Source organism: Mycobacterium sp. TKK-01-0059 (assembly GCF_000709305.1).
Classification (GTDB): Bacteria; Actinomycetota; Actinomycetes; order Mycobacteriales; family Mycobacteriaceae; genus Mycobacterium; species Mycobacterium intracellulare.
The window spans coordinates 2,736,397-2,749,254 of the sequence record NZ_KL446993.1; the positions used below are offsets into that span (position 1 = coordinate 2,736,397).

Genomic DNA, 12,858 nt, shown 5'->3' on the forward strand with positions numbered 1-12,858 from the left:
CTAGCCACCGATCGCGCTCATCGGGCGGTCGGGCTGGATGAAGTTCGGGTCGTTGATGCCGTGGCCGGCGGGCTTGCCCCACATCGCGGTACGCCACGCCGCCTCGATCGCCTCGTCGGGTGCGCCGTTGCGCAGCAGCGCCCGAAGGTCCGTCTCTTCCTTGGCGAACAGGCAGCTGCGGATCTGCCCGTCGGCCGTCAACCGGGTGCGGTCACACGTCGAGCAAAACGCGTGCGAGACCGACGCGATGACACCCACCTTGCCGGCCGGCGTGCCGGGGCCCTCATCGACCAGCCACAGCTCGGCGGGAGCGGATCCCCGCGGCGCCGGGTCCGGTCGCAGCCGGAAATGCGGGCGCAGCGCGGCCAGCACGTCCTCGGCGCTCAACGCCGCGTCGCGCCGCCATTGGTGCCCGGCGTCGAGCGGCATCTGCTCGATGACACGCAACTGGTAACCGTGCTCGAGGCAGAACCGCAACAGGTCCACCACGTCCTCGCGTCCCGTCGCGGGGTCGAGCACGGCGTTCACCTTCACCGGCGCCAGGCCGGCCTCGTGGGCGGCGGCCAGCCCGGCCAGCACGTCGTCGAGCCGATCACGGCGGGTGATGGCCGCGAAGTGCTGCCGATCCACGCTGTCCAGCGAGACGTTGACGCGGTCCAGGCCCGCCCGGGCGAGCCCGGCGGCCCGCCGTGCCAGCCCGACGCCGTTTGTCGTCAGTGAGATCTCCGGGCGGGGTCGTAGCCCGGCCGCCGCGGCGATGACGTCCTCGAGGTGACGCGCCAGCAACGGCTCACCACCGGTGAACCGGACGCTGGTGACCCCCAGCCGGGTGACCGCGATGTCCATCAGTCTGGCCAGCTCGCCGGCAGTCAGCAGTTGCTCGCCCGGCAGCCAGTCCAGGCCCTCGGCGGGCATGCAGTAGGTGCAGCGCAGGTTGCAGCGATCGGTCAGCGAGATCCGCAGGTCCGTGGCGACCCGCCCGTAGGTGTCCACCAATGGGCCCGCGGACGGCGCCGTCCCAGCGACGGCACGCCCGCCGGCCGGGCCGTCAGGGCGGCTCCGCACGGTCGGGAAACCCAACGCCGTCAGGGTCATGCGGCCACCGGCGGCGCGTAATGAACCGGCGAGTCGACGGGAACGATCTCCTTGCCCAGCGGCATCAGCGACACCGGAATCAGTTTGAGATTGGCCAGCGCCAGCGGAATACCGACGATCGTCAGCGCCATCGTCACCGCACTGACCAGATGACCGATCGCGAGCCAGAGCCCGAACAGCACCACCCAGATGATGTTTCCGATCAGCGCGCCCGACCCCGAGGTCGGCTTGTCGACGATCGTGCGGCCGAACGGCCACAGCGCATAGGAGGCGATGCGCAGCGACGCGAAGCCGAACGGGATGGTGATGATCAGCAGAAAGCTGACGAGCGCCGCGACGAGGTATCCGGCGGCCATCCATAGGCCGCCGAACAGAAGCCAGATGATGTTCAGGATCAGGCGCATATCACCTCCGCGGGTAATACCAAGCGTACCGAGTGACCAATAACGGGGGTGCTCGTTAGGGCCGCATCCGAGTAGGATCAGACTCTTAATACGGCGTCCTGCGCAGGCGGGACGCTTATTGTGTTGCCTATTTCTATTGATCCGTAAGACAAGCAGGTGAGACCAGTGCCGACCGGCAAGGTTAAGTGGTACGACGCTGACAAGGGCTTCGGCTTCCTGTCGCAAGAGGACGGCGAAGACGTCTACGTCCGCTCGTCGGCGCTGCCCGCTGGGGTCGAGGGGCTCAAGGCGGGCCAGCGGGTGGAATTCGGTATCGCTTCGGGACGGCGCGGACCGCAGGCGTTGAGCCTCAAGCTGATTGAGCCGCCGCCCAGCCTGACCAAGGCGCGGCGCGACGCGCCCGCCGAACACAAGCACAACCCCGACGAACTGCACGGCATGGTCGAGGACATGATCACGCTGCTGGAGAGCACCGTGCAGCCCGAGCTGCGCAAGGGTCGCTACCCGGACCGCAAGACCGCGCGCCGGGTGTCCGAGGTCGTCAAGGCCGTGGCGCGGGAGCTCGACGCCTAACGCGCGAAACGCAGCCAATTCGCAGGCGACGGCTCGGTGGCGAGCCGCAGATGGGGTACTCCACACCCCATGACGGTCGTCTAGCAAGGAGGCTGCGATGGCACAGCAAGCGCAGGTCACCGAGGAACAGGCGAGAGCGCTCGCCGAGGAGTCTCGCGAAACAGGTTGGGATAAACCGTCCTTCGCGAAAGAACTATTTCTCGGTCGTTTTCCGCTGGAGCTGATACACCCGTTCCCCACTCCCACGGAAGCCGACGAGACCCGCACCCGCGCGTTTCTCGACAGCGTGCGCGAATTCCTGGAGACCGTCGATGGCAGCGTCATCGAACGCGACGCCCAAATTCCCGACGAGTACGTGAAGGGTTTGGCCGACCTGGGCTGCTTCGGGATGAAGATTCCCACCGAATACGGCGGCCTGGGGATGTCGCAGGTCGCCTACAACCGGGCGCTGATGATGGTGACGAGCGTTCATCCCAGTCTCGGCGCACTGTTGTCGGCCCATCAATCCATCGGGGTGCCCGAGCCGCTCAAACTCGCCGGGACCCCCGAGCAGAAAAAGAAGTTTTTGCCGCGCTGCGCCGCCGGCGCCATATCGGCGTTTTTGCTGACCGAACCCGACGTCGGCTCCGATCCCGCCCGATTGGCGTCGACGGCGACCCCCATCGACGGCGGGCAGGCCTACGAGCTCGACGGCGTCAAGTTGTGGACTACCAACGGCGTGGTCGCCGAACTGCTGGTGATCATGGCGCGGGTGCCGAAGAGCGAAGGGCGCCGCGGCGGCATCAGCGCCTTCGTCGTCGAGGCCGATTCACCCGGAATCACCGTGGAACGGCGCAACAAGTTCATGGGCCTGCGCGGCATCGAAAACGGCGTGACCCGGCTGCACCGCGTTCGGGTCCCGCGCGAAAACCTGATCGGCTCCGAGGGAGACGGTTTGAAGATCGCGTTGACCACGCTCAACGCCGGACGGTTGTCGATCCCCGCGAGCGCGACGGGCTCGTCGAAGTGGGCGTTGAAGATCGCGCGCGAATGGTCCGGCGAGCGTGTGCAGTGGGGCAAGCCGCTGGCCGAGCACGAAGCGGTGGCCCGCAAGCTCTCGTTCATCGCCGCGACCGTCTATGCGCTCGACGCCGTGCTCGAGCTGTCCGCGCAGATGGCCGACGAAGGGCGCAACGACATCCGGATCGAGGCGGCGTTGGCCAAGCTGTGGTCCAGCGAGATGGCCTGCGTGATCGCCGACGAGGTCATGCAGATCCGGGGCGGTCGGGGCTACGAGACCGCGGAGTCTCTGGCCGCACGCGGCGAACGCGCCGTGCCCGTCGAGCAGGCGTTGCGGGACCTGCGGATCAACCGCATCTTCGAGGGTTCCAGCGAGATCATGCGGTTGCTCATCGCGCGCGAGGCGGTCGACGCGCACCTTGCCGCGGCCGGCGACCTCGCCAAGCCCGACACGGGGTTGCGGCAGAAGGCCGCTGCGGCGGTCGGTGCGAGCGGATTCTATGCAAAGTGGTTGCCGCAGTTGGTGTTCGGTGAAGGACAGCGGCCGCGGGCCTACCACGAGTTCGGTCCGCTGGCGGCGCACCTGCGGTTCATCGAACGCTCCAGCCGCAAGCTCGCCCGAAACACCTTCTATGGCATGGCGCGCTGGCAGGCCAAGCTGGAGCAGCGGCAGGGGTTCCTCGGGCGCGTCGTGGACATCGGTGCCGAGCTGTTCGCGATGTCCGCGGCGTGCGTGCACGCGGAGTCGCAACGCGCCGCCGATCCGGTGGTGGGGCAGCAGGCCTACGAGCTGGCCGAGGCGTTCTGCGCCCAGGCGACCCTGCGGGTGGAGGCGCTGTTTCGCGGGTTGTGGGACAACACCGACGCAAGCGATGTGCAGCTGACGCGCAACCTGCTGCAGGGCCGGTACGGCTGGCTCGAGGCCGGGATCATCGATCAGTCCGAGGGCACCGGGCCGTGGATCGCCCACTGGGAAGAGGGTGAGTCGACCGAGGCCAATCTGGCCCGGCGGTTCTCATCCGGCGACCGTTCGGCAACGAGCCCGCGTTGAGCCACGATGGAACACATGGCTTCCTACATCGCCCAAGAAGGCGAGTTCAATCGCGACACCGACTACATCACCACCCGCATCACCGCCGATGGCCGTGACGGCTACCCGGTCGAGCCCGACCGGTACCGGCTCGTCGTGGCGCGCGCGTGCCCGTGGGCCAACCGCGCCATCATCGTCCGCCGGTTGTTGGGCCTCGAAGGCGTTCTCTCCATTGGCTTTTGCGGCCCGACGCACGACGAGCGCAGTTGGACGTTCGATCTCGATCCCGGTGGTGTGGACCCGGTCTTGAAGATCCCGCGGCTGCAGGACGCCTACTTCAAGCAGTTCCCCGATTACCCCAAGGGCATCACGGTTCCCGCGATCGTCGACGTGCCGACAGGGGCGGTTGTCACCAACGACTTCGCGCAGATGACGTTGGACCTGTCGACGGAGTGGTCGGCCTATCATCGCGACGGCGCGCCCGAGCTCTACCCCGAGCGGTTGCGTGCGGAGATCGACGAGGTCAACAAGCGGGTCTACACCGAAATCAACAACGGCGTGTACCGGTGCGGCTTCGCCGGCTCGCAGGAGGCCTACGAGTCCGCCTACGACCGGCTGTTCGCCGCGCTGGACTGGGTGAGCGATCGGCTGGGTCGCCAGCGGTATCTGGTGGGTGACACCATCACCGAGGCCGACGTCCGGTTGTTCACCACGTTGGCCCGCTTCGACCCGGTGTATCACGGGCATTTCAAGTGCAATCGCAGCAAATTGAGCGAGATGCCGGTGCTGTGGGCTTACGCGCGCGACCTGTTCCAGACGCCGGGTTTCGGGGACACCGTCGACTTCGTCCAGATCAAGCAGCACTACTACATCGTCCACGCCGATATCAACCCCACCCGCATCGTGCCCAAGGGTCCCGACCTGTCCGGGTGGCTATCGCCGCACGGGCGAGAGAGCTTGGGCGGCAAGCCCTTCGGGGAGGGGACGCCCCCGGGTCCGCCCGTCGAAGGCGAACGGGTACCGCCCGGCCACGGGGCGTGACCCTACCGCCGAACGTGGCCCACCCCCTACCGCCGAACGTGACCCACCCCCTACCGCCGAAGGTGACCCACCCCCTACCGCCGAACGTGGAGTTGTGGCGGGAAATCGCGGCGTTTTGGCCCAACAACTCCACGCTCGGCGGCTGAGACCGGGCATCCCGCTGCGGCCAAAGCGCCGCGGGCGCGCTCCACGATGACGTCGGGCCCGCTGCGCCGGGTCGGTCCAGTGATGTGCGCCGTCGAATTCCACACCGGCCTTCCATTCCTCCCAGCCCATATCGATGCGCGCCAGCACCGCGCCCCATTCGTTGAGCACTTCGATCTGGGTTTGTGGCCGCGGCAATCCGCTGCCGGCGAGTAGTAACCGGGTCCTCGTCTCGTACGGCGATTCAGCGCCCCCGTCGACCATGGTCAGGGCAGTTCGCAACTGCACCAGGCCGCGGGCGCCACGATGACGGTCGGCCAGCAGTTCGACGTCGGCTGGCTTCAAGTCGGTTGCATGTATGAGGGCATCGAGCCGAATCACCGCTGTGGTCAAGCCCTTTCGCCTACCAAGGTCGAACGCCGTGCGCGCCGGCGTGGTCAGGCGCATCCCGTCGCGCGTGCATATTTCGTCGTCGTCCAAGGTGTCGCTGTGCACGATGATGCCCCGTGCTTTGTCGTGGCCGGCGCGGTTGAGCTCGGCCGGCAGCCAGTCGTCGATCCACTTGGTGCGGTGTAACGCCGCCGCGGATAGCCCCGCCAGCGTTGCGGTCCTTCCAGACCACAGCCAGGCGGCGACCGCTCGGGTCACCGGCGTCAACAGTTGTCCACGGCGGATGTAGACGTTGCGATGAACCATCTCGAATTCGGTTCGCAATCGGTGCCGAGTAATGACTCCAGCGGCCAGTGCGTCGGTGCCTCGAAATGGCCAGTCCGGGATTTCCATGGGGACACGGTGCCGGTCGGCACCGACACGTTTAGCCGAACGTGGGGTTGTGGCGGGAATTCGCGGCGTGTCGTCGCAACAAGTCCACGCTGGGCGCGAAGGGTGGCGACACTGGGCGCGAAGGTTGTCGAACGTTGGGCGCGGAGGGGGTCGAACGTGGAGTTGTGGCGGGAATTCGCGGCGTGTCGTCGCAACAAGTCGACGTTCGACGGAAAAGACCTAAAAGACGAGCCGCACAGACCATTCCGCGTGCGGGACATCGCGGAGCTCGCCGGCCGGGTCCACCGCCAAAGTCAGTAACTGCACGACGATCCCGGCGAGCCGACCGCGATGCGGGTCCACCGGCGGAATGGTCACGGCGAGTCGGGTGCCCGGCCGAAAGATGGTGCTGGTGCTGTTCGTTGGATCCTCATACACCTGCACCAGGCGCCACGGCGCCCGGTAGATGGCATCAGGCACCGAGAGCTGAATCGGATACCGCTCGCTGACCTGGAGCTCGCCCTGGGTCTGCGGCGTCGCACAGTCTTCGAGGTTGAGCACGTTGCAATAGAGGTAGGGCCCCACCCGGGTCAGGTGTCCATGCGAGTACGCGCTGATCTCCGGGCGTTGCGGACCGGAGCGGCCCACCAGCAGCCAGGTGCCGACCCCGACGCCCACACAAAGCAGGGCCATCAGGCAGGCCAGCAACACGGCCATGCCGCGGTTGATTCGGGATTTCACTCGGCGACCACCGCTGGGGTGCCGACACGGCGACGCGCGCCCTCCTGTTCGACCATGATGGGCCTATTACCTCCCAGGCCGGGAATCAGCGAGTTGCCGCGGAAGCTGACGAGCGTCTGCGCCAGGCCCAGGATGAGCAGCGCAGTGACCGCGGTGAAACCGACCCACAGTTCGGTGTACACCAGCACCCCCACGGCGCCGCCGAGGACCCAGGCCAACTGCAGCGTCGACTCCGAGCGCCCGAACCCCGATGCGCGGGATTCCTCCGGCAGGTCGTTCTGCAACGAGGCGTCCAGGGAGGCCTTCGCGATCGCGCTGGCCCCAGACGTCACCAAGGTGGCGATCGCGGCCAGCATCAGGTTGCCGCCCACCGAGGCCGCCAACGCGACCGCGCTCACCGCCAGCGTGCAGCGCACCACCAGCGCGGCGGGCCGGCCCAGTTTCAAACGTGCGCTGGTGAAGTTGCCGACGAAATTGCCGATGCCGGCCGCGGCGCCGATCACCCCGAGGATGGCGATCTGCGCCCACCCGCCGGCGTCATGCGCCTTGGCGACGAATGCCGGATACAAGAACAGGAACCCCACCATGACCTTGATGGTGCAGTTGCCCCACAGCGACGTAATGATGTTGCGGCCCAAGGGCTGTCGAAGCGTTGCGGTGGCCTTTTTGGGGACTTTCTTGAATTCCTCGGGCCAGCTTCGGCGCAGGGGTTCGCTGTCCTGGCGGTAGCTCAAGGTGGCGGGCACCTCCCCGGCGGTCACCTCGACCCAGCGCGGAATCCGCATGGACAGCGACGCCCCGGCGACGGTGACGGCCACGACGACGAACAATGCGCCGGGCAGCTTGAACAGGTGGGTGCAGACGAATTCGACGCCCCCGGCGATGGCGCCCCCGGCGATGGTGCCGCCCAGTAGACCGAACATGGTCAGCCGCGAGTTGACCCGCACCAGGTCGATGGTCGGCGGCATCACCCTGGGCGTCACCGCGCTGCGCAGCACGCTGAACGATTTCGAGAACACCATCATGGCCAGCGCACACGGGTACAGCACCATCGACGGGTAGCTCCCGCTGGCGCCGTCGTAGTTCAGGATCAGCACCAGCGCCAACGCCGTGCGCAGGGCGAACGACGCGGCGAGCGCGACGCGGCGGCCGTGCTGCAGTCGGTCCAGCGCCGGACCGATGAGGGGCGCGATCACCGCGAACGGCGCGATGGTGATCAGCAGATACAGCGCGACGCGGCCCTTGCTCTCCCCGGTCGCCGCGGCGAAGAACAACGTGTTGGCCAGCGCGACGGCCATCGCGGCGTCGACCGCGAAGTTGGCCACCGTGGGCCACGTCAGCGCCGTCAGGCCGGACTTGTCGGCGCCGTCGGCCGTCGCGGCGCGCTGCACCATCCAATACATCCGCGAACCCATCTCGCGGCTGCGCAGCGCCGCGGCGCGGGTGACGGTGATCCGCTCGCCCGAAGACGGCCCGCGAGGGGGCGCGCTGCTGCCACGGTCCGGCTCCGTCTGCTGGCCCAGCGGGGGCAGATAGCGGTTGGCGCTCGGCATCGGCGGCGGGCGGCGCGTTCGGCGCTGCGCACCGTCGCCGGCGGGGTAGTTGGCCGCGCCCGGATGTTGTGCGGCCACGCCATTAGGGGCCCGGCGGCCCGGCTTGGAGGCCACCCGGCCCGGATCGTGTTGCCGCCGCCCAGACACTCCCCGATTCTCCCCTATGCCGGCGACATGCGTCTGCAGGTAACGGGGCGTGGCTCGTCAACCTAGTATTGGAACCGCAATGCAGACAGAAGACAACGTGACCAGACCCACCGAAGGATCCTCCGTGGCGACCGTGGACGAGTGGCCCGAAGGGCTGGCGGCGGTGCTCACGGGCGCGGCCGACCAGGCCAGGGCGGCTGTTGTGGAGTTCAGCGGACCGGAGATGGTCGGCGACTACCTGGGCGTCGGCTACGAAGACCCCAACACCGCCACCCACCGGTTCCTGGCGCACCTACCCGGCTACCAGGGGTGGCAGTGGGCCGTGGTCGTGGCCGCCTATCCCGGCGCCGATCACGCCACCGTCAGCGAGGTGGTGCTGGTCCCGGGGCCGACGGCTTTGCTGGCGCCGGAATGGGTGCCGTGGGAACACCGGGTGCGCCCCGGGGACCTCAGTCCCGGGGATTTGTTGGCGCCCGCCGCCGACGATCCCCGCCTGGTTCCCGGCTACACCGCCAGCGGCGACCCGCAGGTCGACGAGACCGCCGCCGAGATCGGGCTGGGCCGTCGCTGGGTGATGAGCGGCGAGGGCCGCGCGGCAGCGGCCGAACGCTGGCACACCGGCGATTACGGCCCCGACTCGCCGATGGCACGATCCACCAAGCGCGTGTGCCGCGACTGCGGCTTCTTCCTGCCGCTGTCGGGATCCCTCGGCGCGATGTTCGGCGTGTGCGGCAACGAGCTGTCGGCCGACGGGCACATCGTCGACAAGCAGTATGGCTGCGGTGCGCACTCGGACACCCCGGCGCCCGCGGGCACCGGGTCCCCCGCGTACGAGCCCTACGACGATGGCCTGCTGGACGTCACCCAGGCGCCGGTCGAGCCGACCGCGCCGTCCGAGCCGACGGAAGAGACGACCGAGCCCACGGAGGAGTCGGCCGAGCCGTCGCAGGAGACGTCGGAAGCCCAGCCGGAGTCGGTGATCCAAACACCGGAGGCGCAGTCCGAGACCGAGACTGCCGAATCCGAGCAGCAGTCCGCACCCGAGCCCCAGAGCGAGTCGCTGGACTAGCCCTTTTCTGCGGCGGCCTTGATGCGCGCCAGCGAGGCGTTCATGCCGTCGAGCAATTCGTGTTCGAAGTTGTCGGTGCCGCCGAAGAGCGCTTTGACCGACAGGTTCGAAAACGCGGTGACGCCGTTTTCGGCGTGGCGGCTCTCGATCACCCGGGTGCCCTCGCCGGCCGGTTCGAGCTCGTAGCTCCAGATGGTGTTGTTGGTGTCGACGCGGAACGCGAGTTTGCGGTCCGGGACGATCTCGACCACCGTGCAGGTGGTCGGCCAGAACATCCGGTTGCGGCGGTTGAGGTTCAGGGTGCGGGTGCCCTGACGCACCGGGCCGAACGGCTTCATCCAGCGGCACTGCGGGCTCCACTCCGGCATTCGCCGAAGATCGGAAATCAATTCCCAGACTTTGGCAACCGGTGCGTTGATGTCGACGTGCGCTTGCAATAGCGGGGCTACCATCGCTCCTCCAATGGGTCAGCGAATCATTTTTCGTCGAGGTAATTTTCGAGTCCGGCCTGGGCGCCGCGGGCGCCGCGGCGTGCCGCCGCGAGTTGGAGCAGGAAAATGGTCGTACCGAGCAGCCCCACGCCCAGACCGGCCAGCGTCACCGGGCGCCAGTTCGTCAGGGCGGGCACCAGGAACGCCGCGGCCGCCGCGACGACCCAACCCAGCGCCCCGAGCGCGATGAACGCCCACGCGTGCACCAGTACCGCCGGCAGCGGCGGCGGTGCGCGGTGGTGATCAGGTTCGGCGGACATCGCGAATAACATAGCCCGCCGCCGTCCCCACCGGAGGCTCACCTACTTGCCGAAACTAAGCGTTTCGATGAAATTCCGCGGCATTTGGCGGAACGAATCAAGAGCCGGTTGGTGTCCCGGTTTCTCAGGCTTGCGTGTAACCTCGCGCCATGCCTGACAGCGATGCGCGGCTCGCCAGCGACCTGTCACTGGCTGTTATGCGGCTGGCCCGCCAGCTGCGGTTCCGCAACCCGTCGTCGCCGGTGTCACTGTCGCAGCTGTCGGCGCTGGCGATGCTGGCCAACGAAGGCCCGATGACGCCGGGCGCCCTGGCGATTCGCGAACGGGTTCGGCCGCCGTCGATGACGCGGGTGATCGCGTCGCTGGCCGAGATGGGTTTGGTGGACCGCGTGCCGCATCCCGTCGACGGCCGGCAGGTGCTCGTCTCGGTGTCCGAATCCGGGGCCGAGTTGGTCAAGGCCAACCGTCGCGCCCGTCAGGAATGGCTGGCCCAGCGGCTGTCGACGCTGGACACCGAGCAGCGCGACATCCTGCGCAGCGCCGCTGATTTGATGTTGGCGCTGGTCGACGAAAGCCCGTGAGCGCCGATGCCGGCAACGTCCAGGACGTCGAGGATCCCGATGACCCGAGGCTCGACGACTTCCGGGACCTGAACAGTGTCGATCGCCGTCCCGACCTGCCGTCGGGCAAGGGGCTGGTGATCGCCGAAGGCGTGCTGGTGGTTCAGCGCATGCTCGCGTCCCGGTTCCACCCGCATGCCCTGCTCGGCACCGACCGCCGGCTCACCGAGCTCAAAGACGACCTCGCCGGCAGCGCCGTCCCCTTCTACCGGACCTCCGCCGACGTCATGGCGCGCGTGGTCGGCTTCCACCTCAATCGCGGCGTGCTGGCGGCCGCCCGGCGGGTCGGGGAGCCCAGCGTGGCCGAGGTGATCGCCGGCGCTCGCACCGTCGCCGTGCTCGAAGGGGTCAACGATCACGAGAACCTGGGCTCGATTTTCCGCAACGCGGCCGGGCTCGGCGTCGACGCCGTGGTATTCGGCAGTGGGTGCGCCGACCCGTTGTACCGCCGCGCCGTGCGGGTGTCGATGGGACACGCGCTGCTGGTGCCGTATGCGCGCGCAACCTGTTGGCCGGCCGAGCTGATGACGTTGAAGGAGAACGGGTTTCGGCTGCTGGCTATGACCCCGCACGAGTCGGCGTGCCCGCTGGCCGAGGCGATGACGGCCGCGCGCGGCGAACGCGTCGCGGTGCTGGTGGGCGCCGAGGGTCCCGGGCTGGCGCCGGCCACCTTGCGGTGCAGCGATGTGCGGGTGCGCGTTCCGATGTCGCGCGGCACCGACTCGCTCAACGTCGCGACCGCGGCTGCGCTGGCGTTCTACGAGCGCTCGGTGACGAAAGGCGGCGATGAACGGTCAGGCTAGGCTTCGGCTGATGAAGGACGAGTCCGTGCCCTGGGCAACGGGTTTGACGGTGGCCGCGTTCGTCGCGGCGGTCACCGCCGCGGCGATCGTCGTGCTCACTCTGGGCTTGGTTCGCGTGCACCTGCTGCTGGCCGTCGGTCTCAACATCGTGGCCGCGGGGGGACTGGCGCCGACCCTGTGGGGGTGGCGGCGCACCCCGGTCCTGCGCTGGTTCGTGCTCGGCGCCGGAGTCGGCGTGACGGGAGCGTGGGTCGCGCTTCTCGCCCTGGCCGCCGCGGGCCGCGCCTAGTGGTGATCGCGAGCGCGGCGCAGCCGGGCGAAGCGGGTCGCCACCATTGGCTCTAGCGGGCTAGCGCTGCCCTCCCGAGCGCACGCCGAGCAGCACGTCCTCCCACGCCGGGATGACCGGCTTGCCCCGGCGGGTGTGCACGGGTTTTTCTTCCGGCTCCGGGGCCGGCTCCTGCGCGACGGGCGGCTTCGCGGGCTCTTCGAAGTCGACGTGGGCCACCCGCGCCACCGGCCGCAGCGGACGCTCGAAGGTCGGGTCGATCAACGCGCTGGCCGCGTCGTCGATGGCGGTGACGGTCCCGCCGTGGGCGCCGGGCGTGAAGCAGAAATGCGCGAGGTTGTCCGAACGGCCGACCTTCCACGCGAGCTGCACCGTCCACCGGTTGTCTTCGTTGCGCCAGGCGTCCCAACTGAGTTTGTCGTGATCGAGGCCCCGCGTCACCAAGGCGGTGCTGACGGTCTCCAGCAGGGTCAGCACGGCGGGACCGTCGGCCAGCATGGGATGGGCGGCGGTTGCCAGCTCCGCGGCCCGGAACCGTTCCAACAGCACCGGGTGGGCAAAGCGGCGGATCCGCGACACGTCCGACCCCGACGCCGCAGCGACCTGCTCGACGGACGCGCCGGCGCGGATCTTGGCCTGAATTTCCTTGGGGCTGAGCATGTTGGTGACTTCGATCTCGAGCTGCGGCTGCTCGGGGTGCTGGGCCGCGTCGCGCAGAACGGCCCGCAGGCGGTCGTCGGCCGCCAGCTTGAACTGCTCCGCGGGATCATCGCTCTCGCAGATGACATATTTGCTGTCGGCATCGAGCCCAACCACTTTGAGTTCCCGCATGGCTAT

The 12,858-nt window shown here is 68.4% G+C and carries 14 protein-coding genes and 1 pseudogene; 8 read left to right on the forward strand and 7 right to left on the reverse strand.

Annotation, left to right across the window (positions count from 1 at the left end):
- Complete coding sequence (gene moaA, locus K883_RS13345) at positions 1-1,095, reverse strand: GTP 3',8-cyclase MoaA (RefSeq protein ID WP_036454677.1); 1,095 nt, start codon at positions 1,093-1,095, stop codon at positions 1-3.
- Positions 1,092-1,499 carry a YccF domain-containing protein gene (locus K883_RS13350; protein ID WP_009957585.1) on the reverse strand — a complete coding sequence of 136 codons (408 nt, stop codon included), beginning with the start codon at positions 1,497-1,499 and terminating at the stop codon, positions 1,092-1,094. Before K883_RS13350 ends, moaA begins: the two co-directional genes overlap by 4 nt.
- Before the next feature lie 165 nt (positions 1,500-1,664).
- On the opposite strand from K883_RS13350, the gene K883_RS13355 reads away from it, so the two are divergent.
- From K883_RS13355 to K883_RS28560, 4 genes are all read left to right on the forward strand, one after another.
- A complete protein-coding gene (locus tag K883_RS13355; protein WP_008253852.1) occupies positions 1,665-2,072 on the forward strand; it encodes a cold-shock protein in 408 nt (135 codons plus the stop codon).
- Between the two features lie 97 nt (positions 2,073-2,169).
- Positions 2,170-4,122: an acyl-CoA dehydrogenase family protein gene (locus tag K883_RS13360; RefSeq protein WP_020821674.1), complete on the forward strand. Its 1,953-nt coding sequence runs from the start codon at positions 2,170-2,172 to the stop codon at positions 4,120-4,122.
- Positions 4,123-4,137: 15 nt separating this feature from the next.
- Positions 4,138-5,142, forward strand: a complete 1,005-nt coding sequence (locus tag K883_RS13365; protein WP_036455488.1) for a glutathione S-transferase family protein — start codon at positions 4,138-4,140, stop codon at positions 5,140-5,142.
- 450 nt (positions 5,143-5,592) lie between these two features.
- Entirely contained in the window at positions 5,593-5,862 is a 270-nt protein-coding gene (locus tag K883_RS28560) for a hypothetical protein (protein ID WP_179945064.1), read from the forward strand.
- Positions 5,863-6,288: 426 nt separating this feature from the next.
- Here K883_RS28560 and K883_RS13370 read toward each other — a convergent pair whose 3' ends face one another.
- Entirely contained in the window at positions 6,289-6,777 is a 489-nt protein-coding gene (locus K883_RS13370) for a DUF2771 domain-containing protein (RefSeq protein ID WP_086427174.1), read from the reverse strand.
- Positions 6,778-6,785: 8 nt separating this feature from the next.
- Complete coding sequence (locus K883_RS13375; RefSeq protein ID WP_036454679.1) at positions 6,786-8,456, reverse strand: MFS transporter; 1,671 nt, start codon at positions 8,454-8,456, stop codon at positions 6,786-6,788.
- Positions 8,457-8,586: 130 nt separating this feature from the next.
- Here K883_RS13375 and K883_RS13380 point away from each other — a divergent pair.
- Positions 8,587-9,369: pseudogene (locus tag K883_RS13380) on the forward strand (DUF3027 domain-containing protein); the annotation flags it as partial.
- Between the two features lie 185 nt (positions 9,370-9,554).
- Here K883_RS13380 and K883_RS13385 read toward each other — a convergent pair.
- A complete protein-coding gene (locus tag K883_RS13385; RefSeq protein ID WP_036454681.1) occupies positions 9,555-10,010 on the reverse strand; it encodes an SRPBCC family protein in 456 nt (151 codons plus the stop codon).
- A gap of 23 nt (positions 10,011-10,033) precedes the next feature.
- Positions 10,034-10,309, reverse strand: coding sequence for a DUF2530 domain-containing protein (locus tag K883_RS13390; RefSeq protein ID WP_036455492.1), 276 nt, complete (start codon positions 10,307-10,309; stop codon positions 10,034-10,036).
- A 149-nt stretch (positions 10,310-10,458) separates the two neighbouring features.
- Between K883_RS13390 and K883_RS13395 the strand changes: the two genes are divergently transcribed.
- Genes K883_RS13395 through K883_RS13405 form a run of 3 tightly spaced genes read left to right on the forward strand, consistent with a single transcriptional unit; the run spans position 10,459 to position 12,021 of the window.
- A complete protein-coding gene (locus K883_RS13395) occupies positions 10,459-10,890 on the forward strand; it encodes an Rv0880 family HTH-type transcriptional regulator (protein WP_036454683.1) in 432 nt (143 codons plus the stop codon).
- Positions 10,887-11,732, forward strand: a complete 846-nt coding sequence (locus K883_RS13400; protein ID WP_020821682.1) for a TrmH family RNA methyltransferase — start codon at positions 10,887-10,889, stop codon at positions 11,730-11,732. Before K883_RS13395 ends, K883_RS13400 begins: the two co-directional genes overlap by 4 nt.
- Before the next feature lie 10 nt (positions 11,733-11,742).
- Entirely contained in the window at positions 11,743-12,021 is a 279-nt protein-coding gene (locus K883_RS13405; protein WP_008253878.1) for a DUF2537 domain-containing protein, read from the forward strand.
- Between the two features lie 60 nt (positions 12,022-12,081).
- Here the strand turns inward: K883_RS13405 and sepH are convergent, their stop codons facing one another.
- Positions 12,082-12,852, reverse strand: a complete 771-nt coding sequence (gene sepH, locus K883_RS13410; protein WP_036454685.1) for a septation protein SepH — start codon at positions 12,850-12,852, stop codon at positions 12,082-12,084.
- Between the last annotated feature and the right edge of the window lie 6 nt (positions 12,853-12,858).

Bases quoted from the DNA above. Each gene is read 5' to 3' on its own strand.
- moaA (WP_036454677.1), bottom strand. From the start codon at position 1,095: ATGACCCTGACGGCGTTGGGTTTCCCGACCGTGCGGAGCCGCCCTGAC.
- K883_RS13350 (WP_009957585.1), bottom strand. From the start codon at position 1,499: ATGCGCCTGATCCTGAACATCATCTGGCTTCTGTTCGGCGGCCTATGG.
- K883_RS13360 (WP_020821674.1), top strand. From the start codon at position 2,170: ATGGCACAGCAAGCGCAGGTCACCGAGGAACAGGCGAGAGCGCTCGCC.
- K883_RS13365 (WP_036455488.1), top strand. From the start codon at position 4,138: ATGGCTTCCTACATCGCCCAAGAAGGCGAGTTCAATCGCGACACCGAC.
- K883_RS28560 (WP_179945064.1), top strand. From the start codon at position 5,593: ATGACGGTCGGCCAGCAGTTCGACGTCGGCTGGCTTCAAGTCGGTTGC.
- K883_RS13385 (WP_036454681.1), bottom strand. From the start codon at position 10,010: ATGGTAGCCCCGCTATTGCAAGCGCACGTCGACATCAACGCACCGGTT.
- K883_RS13390 (WP_036455492.1), bottom strand. From the start codon at position 10,309: ATGTCCGCCGAACCTGATCACCACCGCGCACCGCCGCCGCTGCCGGCG.
- K883_RS13395 (WP_036454683.1), top strand. From the start codon at position 10,459: ATGCCTGACAGCGATGCGCGGCTCGCCAGCGACCTGTCACTGGCTGTT.
- K883_RS13405 (WP_008253878.1), top strand. From the start codon at position 11,743: ATGAAGGACGAGTCCGTGCCCTGGGCAACGGGTTTGACGGTGGCCGCG.
- sepH (WP_036454685.1), bottom strand. From the start codon at position 12,852: ATGCGGGAACTCAAAGTGGTTGGGCTCGATGCCGACAGCAAATATGTC.